The sequence below is a fragment of the Francisella halioticida genome (genome assembly GCF_002211785.1).
Lineage (GTDB): Bacteria > Pseudomonadota > Gammaproteobacteria > Francisellales > Francisellaceae > Francisella > Francisella halioticida.
This window is the reverse complement of record NZ_CP022132.1, coordinates 1,547,631-1,573,771: the sequence shown is the minus strand read 5'-3', so window position 1 is coordinate 1,573,771 and position 26,141 is coordinate 1,547,631. Positions and strand designations below refer to the sequence as shown.

Sequence of the window (26,141 nt, the reverse complement as noted above, 5' to 3'; positions counted from 1 at the left end):
ATGAAATTAGCTAATATAAATTCTGCGAAAGCTTTTGCTCCAGCTACTAGTGCTAATTTTGCAGTTGGCTATGATCTTTTGGGTTTTGCTCTAGAAAGCGTAGGCGATACCGTAGAACTTATTAAAAAAGATGACAATGATTTAATTATAAAGCAAATAACAGGCACTAAAGGAGCTGATAAGCTCCCATTTGATAGTGACAAGAATGTCGTGACTGCCGTTATTAAAAAATTTCTAGCTGATAAAAATATAAACATAGGTTTTGATGTTTATATTAATAAAGGAATAACTCTTGGCTCGGGAATGGGAGGGTCTGCAGCATCTTCAGTAGCAGCTTTGGTTGCTATGAATGCTTTTTTTGAAAAACCGTATTCATATGATGAGTTAATTGATTATGCTATTTATGGTGAGAGCCTTATATCTGGAGCGTTTCATGGTGATAATGCTGTATCTTGTATGTTTGGTGGTTTAGTTTTGTTACAAAATTCAAAACCATGTAAAAAAATACAACTGCCGATTGCTGATTGTAAAGTTGCCATTGTATGTCCTGATTTATCAATAGAAACAAAAAAGGCTAGAGAGCTTTTAAAAGAGTCTTATGATCTATCAAAAATTGTTGAACATAGTGCGTGTTTAGCAAGTGTAATAAGTGCTTTATATACTCAAGATTTAGATTTGTTAGGTGAGAATTTAAAAGATGTACTTATTGAGCCAAGAAGAGCAAAATTAATTACTGGTTTTTATGATGTGAAAGATGCTGCTTATAAGGCTGGGGCTCTTGCATGCGGGATATCAGGTTCTGGTCCAACAATGTTTGCATTAGCAAAAGAAGATAATATTGCAAAAGTCACTCAAGCTATGCAAAATAAATTTAATGAATTTAATCTAGAGTCTGATAGCTGGATTAGTTCTATGAGTAAAAAAGGCGCATATTTATTAGAGAAAAAATAGTAAAGGTTATATATGAATTTTATTAGTACAAGAGATAAAAATGTTAAAGTTTCATTAAGTGAAGCTATGCAGTCAGGGCTAGCTCCTGATGGAGGGTTATTTGTACCAGAAAGATTCCCTAAAGTTGATTGGCAAAACTTTGATGAAAATATAAGCTATGCTGGGTTTGCTGCAAATATATTGAGAGAGTTTTTTAAAGGTGATGAGTTAGAAGACTCGTTAGATAAGATTTGTCAAAATGCATTTACTTTTCCTGTGCCAGTAAAAAGATTGGATGAAAATACTTCTATTTTAGAGCTTTTTCATGGTCCAACTTTATCATTTAAAGATTTTGGTGCAAGATTTTTAGCAAATTGTCTAGGTTTTATCAATAGTGATAAACCTTTTACTATTTTGGTTGCAACTTCTGGTGATACTGGGTCTGCTGTAGCAGCAGCTTTTCATGGTAAGAGTCGTACTAGAGTAATAGTAATGTTTCCTAAAGATAAAATATCTGAAAGACAGGAAAAACAAATAACTTGTTGGGGAGATAATATCCAGGCTGTAGAGGTTGAAGGTGTCTTTGATGATTGTCAAGCATTAGTGAAAGAAGCTTTTAAAACATCTTGGTGGATGGATAAGACAAAACTAAATACATCAAATAGTATAAATATTGGTAGGTTATTACCTCAATCAGTTTATTATGCTTATACGTCTTGGCGGAACTATCTAAAAACAGGAAAAAAAGCTAACTATATAATACCATCTGGAAATATTGGTAATATAACAGCAGCTTTTTGGGCTAAGCAAATGGGTTTCCCTATTGATGAAATATCAATGAGCTTAAATACAAATGACACAGTTATAGACTATCTAAAAACAGGAGAGTTTAATCCAAGAGCAAGTGTGGAGACGTTAGCAAATGCGATGGATGTAGGTAATCCTAGTAATTTTGAGAGGTTATTATATTTATCAGGTAATTATGAAAATTTCAAAAATAATGTAAAAGCTACTTGTGTATCAGACCCTGAAATCAAAAATGAAATAGAACAAGTGTATAATCAATATAACGAGGTTATCTGCCCACATACTGCGACAGGATTTGTTGCCAGAAAACAAAGTGATAGCAGTAAAGACTATATAATTGTAGCCACAGCACATCCCGCTAAGTTTGAATCTGTAATCGAGCCAGTATTAGGTATAGAGGTTGCTCCAACAGAGGCTTTACAGCAGCTATTAGACAAAGAGCAGCATAAAGTAGCAATAAATAAATCTATGGATGAGCTTTGTAAAGTTTATTTAAAAGCTTTTGATAAGATGTAGATGGCTTTTGCTTTAAAATAAAAATGGATGTTAATTAAAGATAATTATCAAATATATTATAATGTCTTAATCTTTCCATCTCGTATGGAGCTGGTTTAAAATCACACTTAACTTCATTAACATTGTAATATTCTTCTGGTACAAAATTAAGTTCTTATTAAAGGGAGATAAGCTATAATGATTTACTGCTTTATTGGAGGATCTAAACTTATGCGATACTGGGCATAGTGATGGATTAATACCAATATTGTTTTCCTCTTTATTAAGAGATAGCTGAAAAAGAAGTTTTGTTTTTTTGTATATATCAACTGGATTGATAGTATGGAACGGCTCCAAATTTGCTATGCCACTATTAACAAAAATATTATATGGACCTTCGTTCTTATACATTATAGCATGACCACCGGCTACGATAATAGCAAATTGAGAGTCTGGCATATTGATCATACCCTCCTATTTGGGACACTTAGGTGTTAAGAAAAGGAGACAAGATGAGATATACAAAAGAGTTTAAAGATGAAGCTGTTAAATTATGTTTACAACCAGATGCAAATAGACGAGAAATAGCAGATAACTTAGGGGTTAAATATAAAACCATTTGCAGTTGGATATCCAAAGCCATGTCAAACCCTCAGAAAGAAATAAAGATAGATTATAAAACGCAGTACCAGCAACTATCTTTTGAAAATACTGATTTGAAGAAAAAACTCAAACAGGCAGAAACAGAGCGTGAAATACTAAAAAAGTCAGCAGCGTACTTTGCAAAGCAAAATCTGTAAGGTACGCCTTTATTAAGGAGCATTATAAAGTTATGCCAGTAACAACACTATGTAAATCTTTGAATGTGAGCACATCTTCATATTACAGATGGATTCATAAACCTATAGGTAAAAGGCAATATAATGATGCTGAACTAGATGATGCTATTTTAATGAACATAAATCTAGATATGGAAGTGTTAGAATATACAAAGAACTTAAAGATATGGGTTGGAAAGTTACTCAACCTAGAGTATCTAAACGTATGAAATTACTTGGTTTACATGCTAAAGCGGCTCGTAAGCATAGGAAAACTACAGATTCTAACCACAACAAACATGTTTATGATAATTTATTAGAACAAAACTTCACTGCTTTATCTGTAAATCATAGGTGGGTTACAGATATAACTTATGTACCTACACAAGAGGGGTGGCTGTATCTTTGTGTGATTATAGATTTATTCTCAAGATCAGTTATTGGTTGGGCAATGGATTCTAGGATGAAAGCGGATTTAGTTTGTAATGCTTTAAATATGGCATTATTTAGAAGAAATTTTCCTAGTGGTGTGATTATACACTCTGATAAAGGGTCACAGTACTGTAGCAAACAATATCAAGACATTATTAAAGAATACTGGCTACTATCAAGTATGAGCTCTAAAGGATGCTGTTACGATAATGCTGCTTGTGAAAGTTTCTTTGGAACTTTAAAAGTAGAGTTAGTACATGATGAAAGCTATAAAACTAGAGAAGAAGCTAAACTATCAATATTTGAATATATTGAAGCTTACTATAATACAAAAAGGAGACATTCTACAATAAATTATATGACTCCATATCAATTTGAATATATAATGGAAAATGAAGTAGTAAACTGTCCCAAATTGACGGGGTAGATCATATCTTGAAGGTTTTCCTTTATATCTTTTGGTTTTTGTATATTGAAGATATCTTTCTCTGCAAAATAAATGCAACTTAAATTTAAAGAAGCTATAACATCTCTTATTAGTCTTGGATATACTCCATATTGTTCAATCACCCTAAAGGGTTCTGATGACATGATATTAATGTTTGATTCAACTATATTTGCTGCTATTTCCATCATTTTCATGATTGAAAAATGTTTACTACTAAAATTATGAAGAGCATACATTATAGAAAACAATACACAATATTTACTGTTAGTACCCTGATAAACAAAATCATATCCATGGATATCCTTTATAAAACAGTTATTTCCCCTTTGAAGTATAGTTGGAATACTTTTGTCCAGTATTTTTTGTATCATGAACTTATAAGTTATTAGTTAGATTTCAAGCAGGAATTATAACGTTATTATGTAAGTGTTGGAGTGTCTAAGTTTGATAGTGCTTGTTAATTTTTGATAATGAAATTCATTTTTTATACTATTTTGTCGTAATTTATGAAAGTTCTTAGGATAATTTTGACATTTTTATATTAATGATATTAGTAACTTGCATTATTTTTCCATTCTTAGAGATTTTTATATAATTACCGTTTTTAAACCAATCACCCAATACATACCTAGTGTAGCTATCTGCAATATGTGTTGCTATTTTATGAGTATGACCATGAACTATAATATTACAATCTTTACGATACTTTTCTATACCTCTAGTTGTAACATCGACATCTGGATTTTTACGGTTTTTTACATAGCTTGCTTCACGGACATTTCTTGCAGTATATTCTCTTATAAATAATGGTAATCTTCTAAAAATAAATCTCAAAATTGGGTTATATGCAATCCATTTTCTATAGGTTTGATAGCTTCTATCATCTGTACAAAATAAATCTCCGTGAGACAAGAGTATTTTTTTATCACAAATATTTATGTAAAAGGGATCTTTAATTAGTTTAACACCACTTTGTTTAGCAAACTTTCGACCAATTAAAAAATCACGATTACCATACATAAAAAATATTTCTAGATTTTTGTCTGAAGCTTCTTTTAGCCAATTTGTTATTTTATGATAAAAGTTATCTCTATGATTATCACCAATCCAATAATCAAAAAAGTCACCAAGTATAAAAAGTTGGTTTTGTGCAGATGCGATGCTATCTAGAAGCTTTTTGAAAAGATCTGCCATTTCTGCATGGTTGGCATTTAGGTGTAGGTCTGAAATTAGATAAATATCTTTCTTATGAGCCATGCTTTTTACGATAGTTTTTAAATTTGTTAATCATTTCTTCATTAAGATTTTCTTTAACATACTCAAATATGCTTTCAAAATTTGTCACAGCTAAAACTGGAATATTAAAGTCTTGAGATATTTTCTTCGTTGCTGAAATATCACTATCTTTAGCTTTTTCTTGACGATCAATAGATAGTACAACACCTGCAATTTCAGCATTGATTGTTTTAAGTTTATTATATGATTCATGAAATGCTGTACCAGCTGTCATTACATCATCAACTAATAAGATTTTTTTATCTGTCATATCAGTACCAACAAAAATACCTCCTTCACCATGAGCTTTAGCCTCTTTACGGTCAAAAGCATAAGGAATATCTATATTATATTTAAGAGCTAAAACTGTTGAAATAGCTGCTACTAAAGGAATTCCTTTATATGCAGGACCAAATAAAACATCATATTTGATATTACTTTGAGTTATTTTCTTAGCATAATAATTAGCTAATGTTGCAAGTTGATTACCAGAGTTAAATAGCCCTGCATTAAAAAAATAAGGACTTATTCGCCCTGATTTTAGCGTAAACTCTCCAAACTTAAGAACTTCACTTTTAAGTGCAAACTCAATAAACATGACTTATCCTTTGACTATTAAAATATTAATATAAGTATAAATAATAATTTCTGTAATACCAAGATAAACTACAAAAGTGACTATTAATCACCTTAAAATTACAGAAAAACTACAAGTATATTTAAAATTTATAAACTGCTATAATTTAGCTACTTAATACAGGTTTTTAAACTCTTAATGTCAAAACATATTCATATCTTAGGCATCTGCGGAACTTTTATGGGATCTCTAGCAGTCTTAGCAAAACAAAATGGTTATAAAATTACTGGCTCTGATGCTAATGTGTACCCTCCAATGAGTACTTATATTGAATCTCAAGGAGTTGAAATAATACAAGGGTTTGATTGTTCACAGTTAGACATAAATCCAGATGAGATTATTATTGGTAATATTATGACAAGAGGAATGCCAATAATAGAGAAGATCTTAGAAGAAAAACTAAATTATTTTTCAGGGCCGGAATGGTTATATCAAAATATTCTTAAATATAAGAAGGTTATTGCAATAGCGGGAACGCATGGGAAAACTACAACTACAACAATGGCTATTAAGATACTTGAGCAAGCAGGTTTAAATCCTAGTTTTCTGGTTGGCGGTGTGAGTAGCGATTTTAGGGTTTCATCGCGTTATACAGAATCTGAATATTTTGTTATTGAGGCAGATGAGTATGATACAGCTTTTTTTGATAAACGCTCAAAGTTAATTCACTATGATCCAAGTATTTTGGTTATAAATAATGTTGAGTATGATCATGCTGATATTTTTAAGGATATAGATGCCATATACTGGCAATTTCATCAACTTATTAGAAAAATGCCAGCTAATGCCAATATTATTTATAATGCTACAGATAAGAATGTGAAAAATATAATAGATATGGGGTGTTGGTCAAACACTACAAAAATTAACTCAACTAAAAATATTTTTATTAGTGAGAGTTTGCCAGATTTTTCAGAATTTAAACTGAGTAATAATCAGCAATATGTAGATATCTCATGGGAATTAATCGGTGAGCATAATGCCTTAAATGCTATGAGTGCTTATGCTGTAGCAAAAAAGCTTAATATTTCAGATGAGAATATTAAAAAAGCTTTAGGGAGCTTTAAAGGTGTCAAAAGGCGTTTAGAGGTTTTATCTGATAAGAATAATATTACTCTATATGATGATTTTGCTCATCATCCGACATCTATAAGGTTGACTATAGAGGCTGTACGTAATAAAGATACAAAAACATATATTTTAGCTTTAATTGATCCTCGTTCAAACACCATGAGACAAGGTGATAACAAAGATAATCTACCTATGGCTATTGTTGATGCTGATCAGGTACTTTTATATAATCATAGTTTATTAAAATGGGATGCTAAAAAACTACTAAAAGACTCTAATAATGTTAGTTTTATGAGCAGTATAGAAGATTTTATTAGAAATATTAAAAGCTTAATTATTGAGCATCAAGATAATAATATTCAAATTGTTATGATGAGTAATGGTTCGTTTGATGGCTTAAGAGAAAAGCTAGTTGAGCTTCTGGAGGCATAAGTGAGTAGTTTAATTTATGGTATACATGCAGTTGATAGTTTGGTCGAGTCAAACCAAGCTAAAGAGGTAATCGTATTTAAAAAGCAGAATATCAATCCTAAGATTGAAAGCATTGTTGCTAGTGCAGAAATAAAAGATATTAACATTACATTTATTGACAATTTTAAAGAATTACCTAGTCGTATTAGAAAGGGTGCTAATCATCAAAATATTTTTGCAATAGAAAAAAATAATTTTAAAACTTATTCAGAAAAAGATATCGAAAACTTAATTCCAGAGAATAAAAATGCATTTATTTTAATATTAGATAGTGTTCAAGATCCTCATAATTTTGGTGCTTGTATTCGTAGTGCTCATTCTGCAGGCGTTGATTTTATTATAGTGCCAAAAGATAACAGCGCACCAATAAATGCTACAGTTAAAAAAGTAGCTTGTGGTGCAGCTGAGCATACAAAAATAATAGTAGTTACAAATTTGGCACGAACTATTGAAAAGTTAAAGGGCCAAGGAGTGTGGATTGTTGGTTTGGCTGGTGAAGCAGATGAGAGTTTATATGATATGAATTTAAGTGATTCTATTGCTATAGTTGCTGGGGCAGAGGGAAGTGGAATGCGTCAGCGTACAAAAGCAAGTTGTGACTTTTTAGCTAAATTACCCATGTCTGGTGAAGTTTCTAGTCTAAATGTTTCTGTGGCAGCCGGTATAGCATTGTATGAGACTGTAAGACAAAGAATATCTAGCAATTAAAATAATAAGTTGTTGTATTGGACGGTTTGATAGGGAGTCTATGTCGAGATGAAAATTCATTATAAAATTTGCAAAGAGGAATAATGAAAGCTTAAAAGCTACAGCAGATCTAAAATTAGATAGTATTTTTTGCTAAATTTGCTTGAAAGAGACTCTCATAAAAGCATACTAATTGAAAATCTTATAAAATATATTGTAAATATAAAAATCACATCATTAAAATGGCTTATAGTATTAGAAATTATTAGAATATAAGTATTCATAGCGAGTGAAAGTACATTGCTAAAATGTAATGTTAATAGAAAAATTTTACTATCTTTTTCACCCTTATGAAAGGAGTCTTTAAAATCTGTAATTAATAATTTAACAGCTAGATATTTTAGAAAATAGAGCTTTTGAAGAAGTAAGCTTGGCTATAGCTATATAAGTATAAGTTCTTGCTTTGTGATAGAATACATCGTAGCGAGTTTCTAATAAGATGATAGTTTATGCAGTTTGCTTTTTTAAATAGTAATAGATATGCAACTATTAATGCCTTTAAGGCTTCTATTGCTGTAATGTTAGGGTGTTCAGTAGGGTGTGTATTGGGTAATATCCTTGATATTCAGAGAATGTATTTGTGGATTGTAATAACGATACTTGTTGTTATGTCAACTCAACCAAACTTAGGTGGAGCATTAGATAAGGCCGTTATGAGGTTTTTAGGGACACTTATTGGCGCAACTGTTGCTATAGTGATAGTAACATCTGTAGATAACAATACTACTCAAGTATTATTAATGCTACCATTTATCTTTTTAGCAGTATATTTTGCTGGAGCATCTAGGTATAGCTATGCAGGTACTTTAGCTGGTATAACATTAATTATTATAATATTAATCCACAACCTGGCATAGAGGTTGCGATATATAGAGCAGTCGAAATATCTTTAGGAATAATAATTTCTCTGGTTGTAAATAGGTTTATTTTACCTATTAGAGCGGAGACTAGACTTAAAGAGAGTTTTGCTAAAACAATTTTTCAAATACATGATTTTTTTGATATTCTCTTTATTGAGCGTAATCATTCCCATAGAAAGCTTAGAGAGAGTATTTTGCATGAATTTGCTAAGCATCTTACTCTTGTTAAAGAATTAAAATATGAAAAATCTGCTAAAAAAGTACGTGAATTTGAAAAAATGAGTCTCTATATTCGTAGATTATATAGATATATGATTGTTATGTATGAATATATAGAGGCATCATTTGATACCAAAACTATAGAGAGCTTAGATAAAGAGCTAGCATTTATTGAGTTTAAAAAATATATTATGAAATCATTAGTAGATATCTCTAATGATATTAAAACTAGAAAAAGGATAAGCTATAAAGAGTTATTACGTTTTGAAAATCATATATTACCTTTATTAAAAAATGTTGAGACTTTAAATCACAAAGATGAAAGTTTTACTTTTTATATTAATATGTTTTTAAATGCCCTAAAAAGATTATCTTTAGAATATAACTATATTTTGCAAATTTCAAAATATTGATTTAATAGAATCTTTAGGATAGTATGTAGCCTTGAATTTTATTATTACATTTATATTTATAAGAGGTTTAATTTTTTATGAATCTTCACTTAAGGAATATTTTAATTCCTGTACTTATTGTAACGATTATCGTGGATATTATGGGAGTTGGGTTAGTTTTCCCAATAATGCCGTCATTATTCTTTGGTAAAGCATGTATTATATTTGGTGATCCTGGAGGAAATTTTCAAAATTGGTATTATTCAATAGCTTTAGCATGTTGGCCTTTGGGGTTGTTGATAGGCTGTCCAATCATAGGGGAACTATCAGATAAGTATGGTCGAAAGGTTATATTAATTGTTTCACTATTAACAACATGTATTTCATATATATTATCTGCATATGCAATATACTCTCATGATTATTTATTATTCATTGCGAGTAGATTTATTAGTGGTTTAGCGGGTGGGTCTTTTGAGATTGCTCAAGCAGCAGTTATTGATATATCTTCAGAGCAAGAAAGATCAAAGAATCTAGGGTATATAACAATGGCAGCATCATTGGGATTTGTAGCTGGGCCTATAGTGATTAGTTTTGTTTCATCTATGAGTATTAATCATATAATACCATTCATATTTGCTGCGGTATTATCTTTTATTAATATTATATTTATTACAATAATTATGAAAAAAGATTTACCTAAGAACCCTGGCTTAGTAATAGAGCTAGGAACAATATATAAGACTATATCGTTCTTATTATCAGATAAAAGAATTAGACTGATAGGGGTTGTTTATTTACTTATACAATGTGCCTGGGGATTTTATGGTCAAGGTGTGGCATTATTCTTAAACTTAACCTATCATTATAGTATATCCCTAACAGGTCTTTTCTATGCTGTTATGGGGTTATCTACAGTTATTGCAAGTATAACAATTCAACCTAAAATTTTTGCTAAATCATCAAACCAAGTTGCTTTTGTTCGATCAGCGGTTATTTGTGGTATAGGTTTTGCATTTGTTGCTATCTTAACTAATCAATCAGCCCAATGGCTATTAGCAGTGATTTTATCTGCAGCCCAATTAATTTGTTATACAGCTCTGCTATCCATGATATCTAGGGCTGTTACTGATAAAGAACAGGGTAAAGCAATGGGTGCTGCAGGTGCAGGATTTGGGTTAGCTTGGTTCTTAAATGATATTATGATGGGGCATTTATCAGCAATATCTCCATCATCACCTATTTTATTTGGCTCTATTATGTACTTTATTGCAGCGATTATTTTCGTATTTTCTATTAAAATCTTGCGTGAAAAGGTACAATAATATCCAGTTTAATTAATATTATTTTATTTTTTTAAATGCAACTAATATCTTTAAAAAATATAAGTCTTAATTTTGGTACACATATAGTTCTTGATGGTGTCTATTTAGACATATCAAAAGGACAAAAAATATGTCTGATAGGCCGTAATGGTACTGGTAAATCATCTTTGTTAAAGGTGATTGAAGGGCAAATTATTTCAGATGGTGGTGAAGTTATAGTTCATAATCATGCTAGGGTTGCTAGCATGATTCAAGAAATCCCTAGTAATATCGATGGAAGTATTTCTGAAGTTATACTTCAAGGTTTGGGAGAACTCGGGGAAAAAATAATATCATATCAATATGTTCTAAGGCATAATCCCCAGTCATCTGATTTAGAAGTTTTGCATAAATATATAGATGAAAATCATGGTTGGAGTTATCTTAATGATGTTGAAATTTTAGCATCAAAACTTACTCTTGATTCAAATGCTCAGTTTAAAGATCTATCAGGTGGAATGAAAAGAAGAGTGATTCTTGCCAGAGCATTAATAAAGAAACCTGATTTACTACTTCTAGATGAACCTACAAACCATCTTGATATAGATTCTATTAATTGGTTAGAGGAGTTTTTAGCTAATTTTAGTGGAGCTATACTTTTTATAACGCATGATAGAAAATTTCTAAATAATGTTGCAAAGAGTATTGTTGAATTAGATAGAGGAAATTTATATTCTTTTGATGGAAACTATACTAAGTTTTTGGAGAAGAAAGAGCAAATCTTAGATGCACAGGAAAAGGCTAATAGCGAATTTGACAAAAAATTAGCTCAAGAAGAGGCATGGATACGCCAAGGCATAAAAGCTCGTCGAACTAGAAATGAGGGGCGAGTTAGAGCCCTAGAACAAATGAGGCGTGAACGTAAAAAAAGGCGTGAAGGAGTTGGAAAAGCAAATATTAAAGTTGCACAAGCTGAAAACTCGTCTAGAAAAGTTATCCAAGCAAACAACATTAGTTTTGAGTACCAAGGAAGCTATCTTTTTAAAAGCTTTTCTACAGAGATTCATAAGTCAGATAAAATCGCGATAATTGGTCAAAATGGCTGTGGAAAAACGACTTTACTAAATTGTTTACTTGGCGTTGAAAAGCCTTCTTTGGGTAATGTTGTATTAGCGGATAATATTAAAATAGCATATTTTGATCAGCTTAGAGATCAATTAGATGAAAGCTTAAGTATAATTGATAATGTTAAAGAAGGTTCTGACTTTATTAATATAGATGGTAAGGAGACTCATGTAATAACATATCTTCAGAAGTTTTTATTTACCCCTGAAAGATTACACTCTCCGATAACGCATTTATCAGGAGGAGAGAAAAATCGTTTACTATTAGCTAAAATTTTATCTAAACCGAGTAATGTTGTAATTCTTGATGAACCCACGAATGATTTAGATATTGAAACTTTAGAAATTCTTGAAGAGATGTTAATAAATTATCAAGGTACTATAATCTTAGTTAGTCATGATCGAGAGTTTATAAATAATGTTGCAACAAGCTCGATTGTATTTGAGCATGGGCAATTGAATGAGTATGTTGGTGGCTATGATGATTGGATATCTCAACAAAAGCAAGTTGAGCAAGTCAAAACTACTAAAAAGATTGATGAGCCAAAAAATAAACTTGCTTATGAGCAGCGTAAGCAGTTAAGAAACTTACCTAATCAAATAGAAAAATTAGAAAATAGTATTGCTAATATAGAAGTACAAATTGGTGAGCTAGATTTTTATCAAAAATCTCAACAAGAGATAGAAAAAGTTCAAAATTATTTAGGTGAACTGAATCAAGAATTAGAGGGAAAATATTCACTTTGGGAAAAGCTTTTGGAATTAGAATAATCAGAATTTGTTAATTCATTTATGCTATTATATTGATCATGTGCATTTAATATTTAGCAGTATTTATCCTAAAGCATGATAGAAGCAAACATTGATTCAAAAGATCTTAGAGAAGAAAAAAAAGTTTTAGCAATAGCATCATTAGCAGAGTTTGCTGAAAGATATGGATATTATATAATTCAATCATTATTAATATTTTATTTGATAGATAAATTTCAGATATCTCAAAGTTTGTCAGTATCTTTAGTAGGTACAACTCTCGCAATGGTCTATATATCAGCTATTTTAGGTGAATTTATAGCTGAAAAATATTTAGGTTACTATCGAGCAGGATTACTTGGATCATTCTTTATGGTTGGAGGATTCTTTATTTTAGCTGTTTCAAGTAGTCAGACAATTTTATATTTAGGGCTTAGCTTTATTTCTGTAAGTACAGGGCTTATAAAGTCCAATATGTCTGCTTTTATTGGCAGGTTTTATGATAAATCGACCCTGAATGATTCAAAAAGAGATTTTGGTTTTAATATTTTTTATATGGGAATAAATCTTGGTAGCTTTGGAGCTCTATTTATAGCTAGCTGGTTAAAAGATAATTATGGATTTGGGGCCCCTTTTTACAGCAGTATGGCAGTTAGCATTTTTATGTTATGTCTACTTCTCTTAGGGTTTAAATTTTTAGGTAAGCATATTATAGACTTTAAGCTTAATATCTCTATTGTTATGAAAGTAACCGTTTTTTTAGTTGGATATATAATGATTTTATTTTATATTTTTAAACAGCCATTAATCGCTAACTTTTCTATAATCATAGCATTAGTAGCTTCTATAGCAATACTAATAATATCAGTGAAGCATTCTAATCTTAAAAAGGTAGTAGTAGCTGGTATATTTTTTCTACTATCAATAATCTACTGGGGATTGTACTTTCAAATATTTATTAGTGTACTATTATTTACACAATATGCAGTTGATAACTCTTTATTAAATCCTAGTCAGTTTTTAAGTGTTGAATCTTTGAGCGTATTAGTTTTTGCCAGTATTTTAGGAAAGTTTTGGATATCCTTAGATAAAAAAGGTAAGAAGGTTGAAGATGTTGATAAATTTAATATAGCATTTGTTTTTATTGTCGTGACATTCTTGATAGTACTAGTTTCAATACTAGCTTCATCACAAGGTGCCAAGGTCGCTGCATACGGAATTATACTTGGTTATATTGTTTTAGGTATTTCAGAGCTATCTTTATCAGCCATTGGTTTGTCAATGATTACAAAAATAACACCCAAAGGCTTTGTAGCTTTATATATGGGGATATGGCTTGTTACTCTAGGTGTGGGTGGTAAACTAGGAGGCTTTATAGCTAGCTTCTTTTATATTCCTGAAAATAATTTGACTTTAGCTAAAGCGAATATGTGTGATGGTTTAGATACTTTTATCGTTCTAGCTGTACTAACAAGTCTTTCGATTTTATTATTAAGAAAATTTGTTAATAAAAATGTGTAAGTTAATTTTTTTGATATAGCTTATCCGAAAGGAGTATGTCATTATAATAACTTGATCGTAGAACTTACTTTTGCAATTATCTTTAGACGAGTGAAATGGATTTCATAGTAAGGTCATATGTTTTATTTTATTTTTTAACTTCCCAGGTGTTTTTAAGAGTTACTATTCTATTAAATATAAGTTGATCTTTTTTACAATCTTGACGATCAGCTATAAAGTATCCAATTCTGTTAAATTGAAAACGCTCTTCAGGTTCAACATTTTCTAAGGATTTTTCAACTTTTGCATTTTTGATTATATATAATGATTTTGGGTTTATAATATCTTCAATTTTATCAAAACTTCCAGGGTTTTCATCATTAAATAAACGATCGTAGATTCTAACTTCAGCATCTAAACAAGTATTAGCATCAACCCAGTGAATTATACCATTTGGTTTTTTTCCATCTTCTGGCTTTTTGCCACCTAATGTTTCTGGTAAATATAAGCATTTTAGTTCAGTAACATTTCCAGTACTATCAGTTATTACCTCAAAGCATTCTATTACATAACCATTTATTAAACGAACTCTGCCATTTTGACTAAGTTTTTTCATGCCTTTTTCTAGTTCGAATACAAAATCATCTCTTTCGATAAGTATTTCTGAAGATATTGTAATATTGCGGCGACCAAAATCAGGATCTTGAGGGTGGTTAGGTACGTTTAGCTCATGACTAGGCATATCTTTGATAGTAACTTTTATTGGATCTAAAACAGCATTTTTTCTTGGTGTATTTTTGTTTAGATCATCACGAATAGATTCTTCCAAAACAGAGACATCGATTATAGAGTCTTGTTTAGATATTCCTACAATATCACAAAAATAGCGAATTGACTCTGGAGTATAACCTTTACGGCGATAGCCTTTAATAGTTGGCATACGCGGATCGTCCCAACTATTAACAAGTTTATTATCAACTAAGTACTTTAGCTTTCTTTTACTTGTTATTGTGTAGTTTAAGTTAAGTCTTGAAAACTCAATCTGTTGAGGTTTAGTTTTAAATTCTGTTTCAGAAACTACCCAATCATAGAAGGGTCTTTGATCTTGGAACTCTAAAGTACATAGGGAATGAGTAATACCTTCAATAGCATCTTCTAGTGGATGGGCAAAACTATACATTGGGTAAATACACCATTTATCACCAGTTTTAGGATGGTTTGAAAATTTTATTCTGTATAAAGCAGGGTCTCTTAGGTTTATATTGCCTGAGGACATATCTATTTTTGCTCTTAATGTTTTGCTTCCTTCAGAAAACTTACCATCTTTCATTGCTTCAAGAAGTTCTAAGTTTTCTTGAACAGTACGATTTCTATATGGACTATCTTTTCCAGCTTCTTTTAAAGTGCCGCGATATTTTCTAACCTGTTCTGCAGATAGATCGCAAACATAGGCTTTACCTTTTTTAATAAGTAATATAGCTAGCTCGTACATTTTATCAAAATATTCAGAAGCAAAATGAGGTTCATTTTGCCATGTAAATCCTAGCCACTGCAGATCCTCTTGAATAGCATTTATATATTCGATATCTTCCTTGTCTGGGTTTGTATCATCAAAACGTAAGTTGCATTTACCATTGAATTCTTTTGCAATACCAAAGTTTAAGCATATGGATTTTGCATGACCGATGTGTAAATATCCATTTGGTTCAGGTGGAAATCTAGTTAGTACGCTAGAAAATTTCTTAGTGCCTAGATCTTTTTTTATAATATTTTTTATAAAATTAGTTTTGTTTATCTTAGTCTCATTACCCATGATTTTTTATTTAGAAATAGTTGAGTTAACAAATTTATTAATAGTTTACTTTATTCATAAAACAATAACATATTTTTTTGAAAAAAAAGTATATATTGGCTATAATTTTCACTTAAAAGCTAATCGTTATTTAAGCTAGGGAACTTTACTAATGGATCCTTCTACTATAGATGATAATAAATATTTATATACTTCAAAAAATGTATATCAAAACTTATCCTTAGAGCAACTTGCAAAACATGCCCAAAAGAGTTGCGGTTTTGTACAGCATGAAGCTAGAACACTTGTTGTAGATAGTGGTAGTATTAAAGGAAGACTTCCTGATGATAAGTATATTACTGAAACTAAGTATGCTAAAAAGAATGTTTGGTGGAGTGAAGATGGCTCTGATAATAAGAAAATAAAAAGAAAAAACTGGAAACTTGTTAAGCAAAAACTTTGTAAAGATGTTTTAGAGAGAGATTTATTTATTGTAGATGGATTTTATAACCATGATGAAAAAAATAGAATTGCTGTTAGATTGATAACTACCGAAGCATCTGCAGCTTATTTTTTTAGATTAGTTACAATATTTAGTGATAATTGCGAGCAAAATAAGTTTGAGCCACAATGGGTTGTGATGCATTCTCCAGAAACAGAGATTGAAAATTATGAAGAGCTTGATTTAAATTCATCAAAAGTTGTTGCTACAAATTTAAAACAGCGTGAAAGTATACTTGTGGGCACATATTATTTAGCTGAGATAAGTAAAGTGCTTTTATCTGTTATGAGCTACTATTTATCTTTGAATGATATAGGTGTTTTTTACTGTGCTGTTGGAGTTGATGTGCAAGCAAAAAGTAGTATGTTTTTTGGACTATCAGGTAGTGGTAAAACAACATTAGCTTTGGATAAGCAGAAAACTCTTGTAACGAATGAGGCTGTTGCTTGGACAGAGATGCGTGGAATATATAGTTTAGAGTCTGGTCTAACTATTAAATCTGCTAGTTTTAAAAAAGATGATCCTCGTATTGCTAATTCACTAAAAGAAGATCTTTTAATTGAGAATCCTAACTTTGATGATAGTCAAAATATTATATTTGGTCAGAAAAATAAATCGCAAAGTAATACTTATCTAACTTTTTCGCGAGAGAATTTTGATAGTGTGGTAAATACTGATAGTCCTAGTGCAATAATATTTCTTGTTAAGGATGCAAAGGGTATTCTTCCAATAGTTGCAAAATTAAGTAAAGGCCAAGCAATTTATTACTTCTTATCTGGGTATACATGTACCTCAACAGGAGTTGAGTTAGGTGTGACAGAGCCTAAGCCAGAATTTTCAAGTTGCTATGCCCAACCTTTTTTATTACTTAGACCAACTAGGTATGCAAGTATTTTGCGTCAAAGATTAAAGCATAGTAACGCTAATATTTATATGATGAATGTTGGTTGGATCGATGGCGATTATAAAACAGGTCGAAGAGTGCCTACAGAAGAAACAAAAATAATAGTCGATTATTTATTGAATAAGCCAGAAAATGTAGGTTTTAAGTTTGAAAGACAAAAGTATTTTAATTTTAAAGCATTAAGATCGATTCATGATAATAATGAGGTGATTCATCTAAATAATATATGGGACGATAAGTCTGAATATAAAAAGCAATATAAAGCGTTAGCAAAAAGTTTTGTTAAAAATTATACTCAATTTGAAAATGACGAATTTGCATTAAAATATAAAAAATTTGAGCCAGATATTTAGTAGTTAGTTTTGTTGACTATATGAAAAATACTCTTTATTTATTATAATACCCCTAACTCATATAAATTTAAAAAAATATGTTAATTTACCTTTTTAAGTGGCTTAACCATTATTTTAATGGATTAGAAGTTTTTAGTAGTTATGTTTCTATCAGAATTATTATGATTTCTATAACATCTTTATTAATAACCCTCTTTTTGGGAGGGCCAATGATTCGTTGGCTGCAAAAGATGCAAATAGGTCAAGTTGTTAGGGATGATGGTCCAGAGAGTCATTTTTCTAAAAAGAATACTCCTACAATGGGAGGTGTTTTAATATTGTCATCTATAGTTATATCTTCATTGTTATGGGGAAATTTATCAAGTATTTACCTATGGATTTTAATATTGGTTGTTGTTTTTTTTGGAGCTATTGGGTTTATAGATGATTATTTAAAATTAGTTCTTAAGAATCCAAAAGGTTTAAGAGCTAAACATAAGTTTTCACTACAGTCGATATTCTCAATTGTATTAGCAATAGTTTTATTTTATCTTTTATCAAAAGATGGGCAAATGGACTTATCTATACCGTTTTCTAAGAGCTTGTATATTCCCATGGGACTTATTTTATTTATAGTTCTGACATTTTTCATTATCAATGGTAGTAGTAATGCAGTTAATTTGACTGATGGTTTAGATGGTTTGGCAATAGTTCCTGTTGTACTTGTGGCTATGGGACTAGGAATATATGCATATATAGAAACAAATAGTAATTTGGCAAATTATCTTTTATTTAATTACTTAGGTAACCCAGGACTTGCTGAGGTGGCAGTTTTTTGTGCAGCTGTTTGTGGTTCAGGTCTAGGATTTTTATGGTTTAATTCTTATCCTGCTGAAGTTTTTATGGGAGATGTTGGATCATTAACATTAGGAGCTGCCTTGGGAGTTATCGCTATTATGGTTCGCCAAGAGTTAATATTTTTCATAATGGGTTTACTTTTTGTAGTAGAGGCTTTATCTGTAATGTTACAAGTAGGCTCATATAAGCTTAGAAATGGTAAGAGAATATTTAAAATGGCTCCAATTCATCATCATTTTGAGTTGAAAGGTTGGCCTGAAACAAAAGTTGTTGTACGTTTCTGGATAATATCATTAATACTTTTTTTAATTGGTTTGGCTGCTATTAAGGTTAGATAATGTTTAGCTTTTATTTTAACGATGTTAAGATTTCTAAATTACTAATGGTTGGATATGGAGTGACAGGGAAATCAGTTTGTGATTTTTTAGCAAGTTTTATTGATCTTGAAGTCGATATATCACAGAGCGATGAAGGGTTTGATAATTATGATTTGGATAGTTATGATTTAATAACTGTCAGTCCAGGTATACCTCTTAATAAATCTCCGTATAGAATATTATCTAAATATAAAAATAAGATCGTTAGTGATATTGATATATTTTACCAATATATTAAAAATACAAAGGCTAAAACTATTGCAGTAACTGGCTCGAATGGTAAGAGTACAGTAGTTACTTTACTTGATTTTGTACTTAGAAAATTAGGTTATAGAAGTATTTTAGTTGGAAATATTGGTACGCCTGTACTAAATAAAATAGACGAAAAGTTTGATTATTGTGTTATAGAGACATCGAGTTTTCAAATAGATGTATTTCATTCTGTAAAATTTGATGTAGGTTGTGTTATCAATGTATCACCAGATCACTTAGATAGATATGCAAGTTTTGGGGAATATAAACAATCAAAGTTAAATTTAGCTAATTTTACAAAAGATTTCTTCGTATATGATGTTCATAATAATGGTATTAAATATGCAGGCGAATACGAAATAGTAAGGGCAAGCATATATAAAAATGCCACAAAGCTGCTAGATATTGCAGAAACTAACTTGTTTGGCAAACATAACTTAGAGAACATTGTTGTTGTTTTAAATATATTAGATAGATTAGATTTAGATATTTTTAAGGCATTAAATGCTATTAAAAAATTCAAAGGCTTAGAACATCGCTGTAGAATTGTAAGAAGTATTGATGGTGTAACCTATATAAATGACTCAAAAGGTACAAATGTTGGTGCCACAGTAGCAGCACTTAATAGTATAACTAGTACTAAAAACATTATATTATTGTCAGGAGGCGTAGCTAAGAGAGGGGACTTTAGTCTTATGGCAGAGTCACTAAAAAGATATGTCAAGTATGTTTTTATATATGGGCAAGATAAAGAGTATATAAAAGAGTCAGTTATAGATATTTGTAAATATGAACTATGTAGTAATATGCATCAAGCTTTTGAATTGGCTAGTAAAAAATCACAGAATAGTGAAATAGTTTTGTTATCTCCAGCATGTGCAAGTTTTGATGAGTTTCATAGCTATATAAAACGAGGCGAAGCTTTTGAAGATTATGTTGCACAATTAAAACATATAGGAAGCTAGAAGTGCTATATAGGTTAAAACTTTTTCTGAGTAGAAAAAATGTAAAAAGAGAGCGTGTAAGGGCAAAACTTGAAATAGATATTTCTATAGTTTTTATTATGATTGGATTGCTTACTTTTGGTTGGGTTATGGTTACTTCAGCATCTATGGTAGATGCTTTATATGATTTCAAGGATCCTTTTCATTACTCCATAAGGCAAGGTCTTTTTGCAATTATCTCAATATTCTTATTTTTATTAGCTTTGCTTGTACCAACTAAAAATTATGAAAAAAACTATAATGCGTTTTTCTTTATAATGCTTTTAGTCTTAGTTGCAGTACTTGTTCCAGGATTAGGTAAGAGTGTTAATGGGGCTAGACGTTGGATACCTCTTTTAATTATTAACATTCAGGTTGCTGAGTTAGCTAAACTTTTGGCAATTATATTTTTTTCTGGTTATATTGCTACAAATTTTAAAAATATGGGAAACTTTAAGGAAGGTATTCTTACACCAATAACGTTATTAGGATGTATCGCAATACTTTTATTGATGCAACCAGACTTTGGTTCTACTGTTGTGATATCAATATGTGTGATGGGAATGTTATTTGTATCAGGTAATAAAGTACGATGGTATGGGTTGCTTTTGGTCGCTATGGTATTAATGGCCTCAATGTTGGTTGTTATATCTCCGTATAGGATGCATAGAATTACAGGTTTTTTGCATCCATGGGAAAATGCAAATGGTTCGGGTTATCAGTTAGTTCAAGCACTTATAGGTTTTGGTAGAGGGGGTTGGTTTGGTGATGGTTTGGGTAATGGCATACAAAAACAATTTTTCTTACCCGAGGCGCATACTGATTTCATTACTTCTGTCATAGCGGAAGAAATCGGTGTTTTTGGGCTAATGATTTTATTATTAGTTTATTTATTTATTGCTCTAAAAGCGATAAATATTGCTAAATTTGCTTTTGAATTAAAAAGATATTATCAGGCTTTTTTGGCATATGGGATAGGCTTTTGGATTAGTTTTCAAGTTTTTGTAAATATAGGTGTAAATACAGGATTATTACCGACAAAAGGTTTAACATTACCTTTAATAAGTTACGGAGGAAGTAGCTTATTAATAATGTGTTATACCTTGGGGATTTTAGTTAGAGTAGATTTTGAGAATAAACTGTTAGCAGATACAATAAATCCTAGATATGTATATAAAAAAGTTAAATAAGGAAATCGTATAATTTGATATTATTATCATTTTGATCTTTGATGGCTTGCTCTGATTGGAAGTATTTAAATTCATTAACTCTAGATCTTGATATAGGGTCTTTTTCATCAATGCCTATAGCTGGATGGCACATTATTATTCCACCATCTTTAATTTCCGAATAAGCTTTTAGTATAACTTTTCTAAAATCTTGATTACTATTTTCAAGTGAATATATTCCAGAAAAGCTTGTATTGTGTTTAATGTTGTTATCAACTAGTAAGTTATTGAATTTTTTTGCCCCACTACGATAGATTATTAGTGATTTAAAATCTGATTTGTCCATATTAAAGGTTGAACGAATGTATGTCTGCTTTTTAAACATATTAAAATCTTTGTACAAGTTTATTACGACTTTTCGAATGATAGGGAAGTGATGCACATGTTGATGGCCATCAATAAAATCTGGTAGATCTCCCCATTGCTCTATAAAATTGTCTAGTTGGGCCTTTAGCTCATTATAAACATCAGTATATTTTATTGATCTAAGTTTTGATTTGACAAGTAATTTTGATAATGATAAAAATTCTTTATTTTTGCTTATAGAAGTCGCTTTTGTAAGAGGAGTTCCTTCCGTTAGGTTCAAATGTATACCAACATGAGTAAAATTATTATGTATACTTTTTAGATTAATAATTCCATACTTTAAAGCAGGCATATTTGACATACAGCTTGTAGCATTAATAATTTTTCTTTCTAAAAGGTCAAGAATACCTTTATTAACCTCATCACCTAGGCCAAAATCATCAGCACAGATTATTATTTTTTTAGACATAATAGGATCACTTAAATAATACAAAATATTATGGTTATTAGTATATATTTTATACTTTCATAGTTATAATAGCATCTATTAAGACTTAATATATTTTGTATTTAAAATGACAAATAGAAATATTCAGAATTCTTACCTTTATGCTGTAATTCCAGTCTATAATGAAGAGGCATTAATAGGATCTTTCTTAGAGGAATTAGCCGCAAAACTTAGCGGAATCTCGTCAAATTATAAAATAGTAGTTGTTGATGATGGTAGTGTAGATAGCTCTAAAGAGATTATCCAGGGGCTAGTTGGCAAATTAAATATTATGCTTATTAGTTTTTCTAGGAACTTTGGTCAGGAGGCTGCTATAACTGCTGGGTTAGAAGCTTCTTGTGATGCAGATGCAGCAGTTATTATGGATTGTGATTTTCAGCATCCGATAGAGGTGATAGATCAATTCTATGAAAAATGGTGTGAAGGGTATTCGAACGTCTATGGAATAAGAACAAGAAATGACCAAAGTGCAACCAGAAGTTTTTTATCGGAAACATTCTTTAAATTTAGTAAGAGCTTAATGGGTGTTAATATTCCAGCAAATGCAGGGTACTTTAGATTATTAGATAAACAGTGTATCAAAGCTTTTAATTCTTTATCAGAAAATAATCGTTTTATTAGAGGACTTTTTTCTTGGATAGGTTTTAAGGAATATGCTATACCATTTGAAGTTGCTGATAGAAAAGATGAAACACCTAGTCGATGGGGCTATAAAAAGCTTTTTAAACTTGCTTTTACTGGTATTTTTTCTTTTTCAGCTGTTCCTCTTAGAATGATATCTCTTATGGGAATAGTAATTTCTATATTTGCATTAGCATATGGGTTATATATATTTCTAGAGAATATTTTTTTCCATGTTGGTGTGAGTGGTTGGCCAACTATTGTTGTGAGTATTATGTTCTTTAGTGGTGTTCAGCTTATTTCTCTAGGGGTTTTAGGTGAGTATATAAGTCGTATATTTGATGAAGCAAAAAATCGACCTAAATACATCATTGATGAAGATGAAAGCCTAAATATTTAAATATTATAAATAAAGCTTCTTTTCTAATATCTTAGAAATTTAAATGTTTTTTTAAAAATTTCGGTTTGAATTATATAGTACATAGTAATTAATCTGTTATAAAAAATGATATAACTAAACTGAATCTGCCATCTTTAATTTGCTTGATAGGTCCTAATAATATCTACGTTAATTGTAAGATGCTGAAGTAAATATAACATAACTATTTTAGTGGCACATTAACTATAAATAATTAACTTTTGACTACCTCAACTACAACATTCTTGTTGTACCTCCCTTTAACTTGGAAATCTATATTTGGATATTTTTCTTTAATTTTTTGTAATTGCTTTTCTTTTGTGAAGATAACAATATCTTTTTTAGATTTTAAAAGTTCACTAAACTGAGGATAAGTAATTAAATACTTAGGCCATTTTCCATTATGAGATTGCTGGTATTGTTTAATGCCATAATGAAATTCTCTCGCCCAGTTATCAATTTCTGGTCTATAAGTTTTCCAGTTATAAACTATATAGATATTATCATTTAGTAGTAATGGAAGGTCTTCTTCATAACCTTTTTTCTTTATTTCTTCTTTTAATATAAAGTGCTTTGGTTGAGGTCTATTATAGTAGGCAAATATAGTATCTTTAGGAGAGTCTTTTATTACTTTTTCAACTAAAGGTTCAGATGTTCTAATATCAAAATAAGGAATCAAAAGTTGTCCTGAGATGTTTAATAACATCAAAGCAAGAATTGTTATTATGATAGCTTGCTTAAATTGATTCTTTAGAGATGGTCTTAGACTATAAGCTATCAGTAGGGCACATATAATTACTAAAGTTGTATAAACTAAGGGTGTTTGTACACTTAAAAATAAGTGTCGTATAGCAGAAAAGATTACTACACCAATAGCTGCTATTAAGAAAATTATGCTAGCTACTACATACATTTTTTTAAAAGAAATTATTCCATCATGCTCTTTAATTATTTTTTCAAATGATACTGACATCAGTAATGATAGTGGTCCAAAAATAGGTAAAATATAGCTTACAATCTTTGAGCTAGGAATTGAGAAAAATATTAGTATAAGCACACACCAAAGCATTATTAGAAATGTTATATAATCTGATCTTCTATTTTGCCAAATAGTTTTAAAACCTTTGGGTAATCTATTAAGTAGTAAAATACTAAATGGTAAAAATACTGCTAGTATAATTACAAAATAAAACCATGGTCCAATAGCATTGTTAAAGCCATGCCCAACAAAGCGATAGAATTGTTGGAAATAAAAAAAGAAGTATAGAAAATCAGGATTTTGTTGTTGGGCTAAAACTAGCCATGGCGTTACTATAACTACAAATATAATAGCTCCTGTTGGAATATATAATTCTTTAATTCTATGCCAGTTATTTGTCACAAGCATCCAGACAAAGATAGTCATACAAGGAAATGCTATGGCCATTAAGCCTTTGGTTAAAAATGCTAATGCTGATACAAAATATGCGCCATACATAAAAAGACGCTTTTTAGTTCCTATTTGCTGTTTTAAGCTAACTAAACATAAAAAGAATGCGATCCAAAGGAGATTTGCAACTATAAGATCCATATTCGCATAATGAGATTCAAAGAAATATAGTACATTAGCCGCTAGTATTAAACTTGCTAAGACTCCAGCAAAACGAGAATAAAAATATCTTCCGAATGAATATATTGATATACAACCTAATATGCCTAAAAGTGCTTGAGGTAAACGAATAGCCCAAGCATTTATACCAAAAAAATGCATTGAGGTAGCTTCTAGCCAATAGTAAAGAGGAGGCTTATCTAGAAAAGGAACCCCGTTAATTAAGGGAGTAACCCAATTACCTGTGCTTAGCATTTCTCTAGCAATTTCGGGATAGCGTCCTTCATCTGGAATACTTAGATGCCTGTGACCAAGAAATACAATAAAATATATTGCATAAATTACTAATAAAATTAGGATGTCATAAGCATAAGAGTTTTTAAATTTATTCATTTAAGTTTTTTAAAAAAAAGATAAATTAATGATTTAATGTATCTTTTAATTATAATTTTTTCAAGGAAATTATATTAAAAAAAGCTGATAGTAAGTATCTGCAAAAATATTGTTTAATTTATTGGGGTAGTATATTAGAAGAGTTAAATTTCATTGAATTGTTCTGGTTTCTCTTCTTCATTTTTAAATAAAAACTTGTGCATTTCTTGTTGTAGAAATTCTTTTGCTTTTGGATCCATAAGATTAAGGCGATATTCGTTTATCAAAATAGTTTGATGTGATAGCCAAGCTTGCCATGCTTTATTCGAAATTTCAGCATGTATCTTTTTACCTAGTTCACCTGGTAAAGGTTGAAATGGTATTACATCTAATTCTTGATTATATTTTTTACATAAAATAGTAGTCATTTTTTCTCCTTTAGAGTTTTTTTAAATACATCTTTTAGGTTTTGGTAAGCCTGCTAGTTTAGCAGCTTGTACAGCTGGAGAAATAGGAAATAACATTTGTAGATATAAACTATTGCCTATTTTTTCTCCATATTTCTCTTTTAATGCTTTAACAAGCTCTCTAATAGCTGGAGATTTCTTGTTTTTCTGATAAAAACTTCTTAAAAAATTAATAATCAGCATATGATTTTTAGATAAATTAATATCTTCAATTGTAGCTGCTGATTTGCAAAAATCTATATCCCAACTCTCAAAATCTGTTAAAAATCCATGTTTGTCTATGTTGTAGTTATCCACAAGTATGATAGAATTTGTTACTAGTTTTATTATTCGACAATTATAGCAAATAAGA

Annotated in this window: 23 protein-coding genes and 1 pseudogene; 16 read left to right on the top strand and 8 right to left on the bottom strand. The window is 30.3% G+C overall.

The window, feature by feature from the left end:
• Both CDV26_RS08460 and thrC read left to right on the top strand, forming a co-directional pair.
• On the top strand, window positions 1-951 hold the full coding sequence (locus CDV26_RS08460) for a homoserine kinase (protein WP_088772907.1): 951 nt from the start codon (window positions 1-3) through the stop codon (window positions 949-951).
• A 12-nt stretch (window positions 952-963) separates the two neighbouring features.
• The gene (gene thrC / locus CDV26_RS08455; protein WP_088772906.1) at window positions 964-2,253 is read left to right on the top strand and encodes a threonine synthase; all 1,290 of its coding nucleotides are present in this window, start codon (window positions 964-966) and stop codon (window positions 2,251-2,253) included.
• Between the two features lie 66 nt (window positions 2,254-2,319).
• Here the strand turns inward: thrC and CDV26_RS08450 are convergent, their stop codons facing one another.
• Window positions 2,320-2,691: a hypothetical protein gene (locus CDV26_RS08450; protein WP_088772905.1), complete on the bottom strand. Its 372-nt coding sequence runs from the start codon at window positions 2,689-2,691 to the stop codon at window positions 2,320-2,322.
• Window positions 2,692-2,723: 32 nt separating this feature from the next.
• Here CDV26_RS08450 and CDV26_RS08445 point away from each other — a divergent pair, with 32 nt between their 5' ends.
• From CDV26_RS08445 to CDV26_RS08440, 3 genes are read left to right on the top strand one after another with little or no spacing between them, the layout of a single operon-like run.
• Window positions 2,724-3,032 carry a transposase gene (locus tag CDV26_RS08445; protein WP_157671249.1) on the top strand — a complete coding sequence of 103 codons (309 nt, stop codon included), beginning with the start codon at window positions 2,724-2,726 and terminating at the stop codon, window positions 3,030-3,032.
• Between the two features lie 32 nt (window positions 3,033-3,064).
• Complete coding sequence (locus CDV26_RS12220) at window positions 3,065-3,280, top strand: hypothetical protein (protein ID WP_088771706.1); 216 nt, start codon at window positions 3,065-3,067, stop codon at window positions 3,278-3,280.
• A complete protein-coding gene (locus CDV26_RS08440) occupies window positions 3,238-3,909 on the top strand; it encodes an IS3 family transposase (RefSeq protein ID WP_088772904.1) in 672 nt (223 codons plus the stop codon). The genes CDV26_RS12220 and CDV26_RS08440 overlap by 43 nt, the downstream gene beginning before the upstream one ends.
• Before the next feature lie 537 nt (window positions 3,910-4,446).
• Here CDV26_RS08440 and CDV26_RS08430 read toward each other — a convergent pair.
• Together CDV26_RS08430 and pyrE are read right to left on the bottom strand one after the other, a co-directional pair.
• Window positions 4,447-5,187 carry a UDP-2,3-diacylglucosamine diphosphatase gene (locus CDV26_RS08430; protein ID WP_088772902.1) on the bottom strand — a complete coding sequence of 247 codons (741 nt, stop codon included), beginning with the start codon at window positions 5,185-5,187 and terminating at the stop codon, window positions 4,447-4,449.
• Window positions 5,177-5,803, bottom strand: coding sequence for an orotate phosphoribosyltransferase (pyrE, locus tag CDV26_RS08425; protein WP_088772901.1), 627 nt, complete (start codon window positions 5,801-5,803; stop codon window positions 5,177-5,179). Before pyrE ends, CDV26_RS08430 begins: the two co-directional genes overlap by 11 nt.
• 177 nt (window positions 5,804-5,980) lie before the next feature.
• Between pyrE and mpl the strand changes: the two genes are divergently transcribed.
• The 6 genes and pseudogenes from mpl to CDV26_RS08395 all read left to right on the top strand — a co-directional run bounded on the left by mpl (window position 5,981) and on the right by CDV26_RS08395 (window position 14,301).
• Window positions 5,981-7,345, top strand: a complete 1,365-nt coding sequence (gene mpl, locus CDV26_RS08420; protein WP_088772900.1) for a UDP-N-acetylmuramate:L-alanyl-gamma-D-glutamyl-meso-diaminopimelate ligase — start codon at window positions 5,981-5,983, stop codon at window positions 7,343-7,345.
• Window positions 7,346-8,092 (top strand): 23S rRNA (guanosine(2251)-2'-O)-methyltransferase RlmB, encoded by a 747-nt coding sequence (gene rlmB / locus CDV26_RS08415; RefSeq protein ID WP_088772899.1) that lies wholly within the window; start codon window positions 7,346-7,348, stop codon window positions 8,090-8,092.
• Between the two features lie 488 nt (window positions 8,093-8,580).
• Window positions 8,581-9,623, top strand: a pseudogene (locus tag CDV26_RS08410) (FUSC family protein).
• 77 nt (window positions 9,624-9,700) lie between these two features.
• Window positions 9,701-10,927, top strand: coding sequence for an MFS transporter (locus tag CDV26_RS08405; RefSeq protein WP_088772898.1), 1,227 nt, complete (start codon window positions 9,701-9,703; stop codon window positions 10,925-10,927).
• 35 nt (window positions 10,928-10,962) lie between these two features.
• On the top strand, window positions 10,963-12,801 hold the full coding sequence (locus tag CDV26_RS08400) for an ATP-binding cassette domain-containing protein (protein WP_088772897.1): 1,839 nt from the start codon (window positions 10,963-10,965) through the stop codon (window positions 12,799-12,801).
• A gap of 75 nt (window positions 12,802-12,876) precedes the next feature.
• Complete coding sequence (locus tag CDV26_RS08395; RefSeq protein WP_088772896.1) at window positions 12,877-14,301, top strand: peptide MFS transporter; 1,425 nt, start codon at window positions 12,877-12,879, stop codon at window positions 14,299-14,301.
• Window positions 14,302-14,428: 127 nt separating this feature from the next.
• Here the strand turns inward: CDV26_RS08395 and CDV26_RS08390 are convergent, their stop codons facing one another.
• The gene (locus CDV26_RS08390) at window positions 14,429-16,093 is read right to left on the bottom strand and encodes a glutamine--tRNA ligase/YqeY domain fusion protein (RefSeq protein ID WP_088772895.1); all 1,665 of its coding nucleotides are present in this window, start codon (window positions 16,091-16,093) and stop codon (window positions 14,429-14,431) included.
• Between the two features lie 151 nt (window positions 16,094-16,244).
• Here CDV26_RS08390 and CDV26_RS08385 point away from each other — a divergent pair, with 151 nt between their 5' ends.
• The 4 genes from CDV26_RS08385 (at window position 16,245) to ftsW (ending at window position 21,470) form a co-directional block, all read left to right on the top strand.
• Window positions 16,245-17,831 (top strand): phosphoenolpyruvate carboxykinase (ATP), encoded by a 1,587-nt coding sequence (locus CDV26_RS08385; RefSeq protein WP_088772894.1) that lies wholly within the window; start codon window positions 16,245-16,247, stop codon window positions 17,829-17,831.
• A 77-nt stretch (window positions 17,832-17,908) separates the two neighbouring features.
• Window positions 17,909-19,006, top strand: coding sequence for a phospho-N-acetylmuramoyl-pentapeptide-transferase (mraY, locus tag CDV26_RS08380; protein ID WP_088772893.1), 1,098 nt, complete (start codon window positions 17,909-17,911; stop codon window positions 19,004-19,006).
• Window positions 19,006-20,262 carry a UDP-N-acetylmuramoyl-L-alanine--D-glutamate ligase gene (murD, locus tag CDV26_RS08375; protein WP_088772892.1) on the top strand — a complete coding sequence of 419 codons (1,257 nt, stop codon included), beginning with the start codon at window positions 19,006-19,008 and terminating at the stop codon, window positions 20,260-20,262. The genes mraY and murD overlap by 1 nt, the downstream gene beginning before the upstream one ends.
• Before the next feature lie 2 nt (window positions 20,263-20,264).
• Complete coding sequence (gene ftsW / locus CDV26_RS08370; protein WP_088772891.1) at window positions 20,265-21,470, top strand: putative lipid II flippase FtsW; 1,206 nt, start codon at window positions 20,265-20,267, stop codon at window positions 21,468-21,470.
• Here ftsW and naxD read toward each other — a convergent pair.
• Window positions 21,463-22,284 carry an N-acetylhexosamine deacetylase NaxD gene (gene naxD, locus CDV26_RS08365; RefSeq protein ID WP_088772890.1) on the bottom strand — a complete coding sequence of 274 codons (822 nt, stop codon included), beginning with the start codon at window positions 22,282-22,284 and terminating at the stop codon, window positions 21,463-21,465. The two genes, ftsW and naxD, sit on opposite strands and share 8 nt — an antisense overlap.
• A gap of 106 nt (window positions 22,285-22,390) precedes the next feature.
• Between naxD and CDV26_RS08360 the strand changes: the two genes are divergently transcribed.
• Window positions 22,391-23,344 (top strand): glycosyltransferase family 2 protein, encoded by a 954-nt coding sequence (locus tag CDV26_RS08360; RefSeq protein WP_088772889.1) that lies wholly within the window; start codon window positions 22,391-22,393, stop codon window positions 23,342-23,344.
• Between the two features lie 232 nt (window positions 23,345-23,576).
• On the opposite strand, the gene CDV26_RS08355 is transcribed toward CDV26_RS08360, so the two are convergent.
• From CDV26_RS08355 to CDV26_RS08345, 3 genes are all read right to left on the bottom strand, one after another.
• Window positions 23,577-25,343: an ArnT family glycosyltransferase gene (locus CDV26_RS08355; RefSeq protein ID WP_088772888.1), complete on the bottom strand. Its 1,767-nt coding sequence runs from the start codon at window positions 25,341-25,343 to the stop codon at window positions 23,577-23,579.
• 143 nt (window positions 25,344-25,486) lie between these two features.
• Window positions 25,487-25,750 carry an oxidative damage protection protein gene (locus CDV26_RS08350; RefSeq protein WP_088772887.1) on the bottom strand — a complete coding sequence of 88 codons (264 nt, stop codon included), beginning with the start codon at window positions 25,748-25,750 and terminating at the stop codon, window positions 25,487-25,489.
• 21 nt (window positions 25,751-25,771) lie between these two features.
• Window positions 25,772-26,086: a TusE/DsrC/DsvC family sulfur relay protein gene (locus tag CDV26_RS08345; RefSeq protein WP_088772886.1), complete on the bottom strand. Its 315-nt coding sequence runs from the start codon at window positions 26,084-26,086 to the stop codon at window positions 25,772-25,774.
• Window positions 26,087-26,141 lie beyond the last annotated feature (55 nt).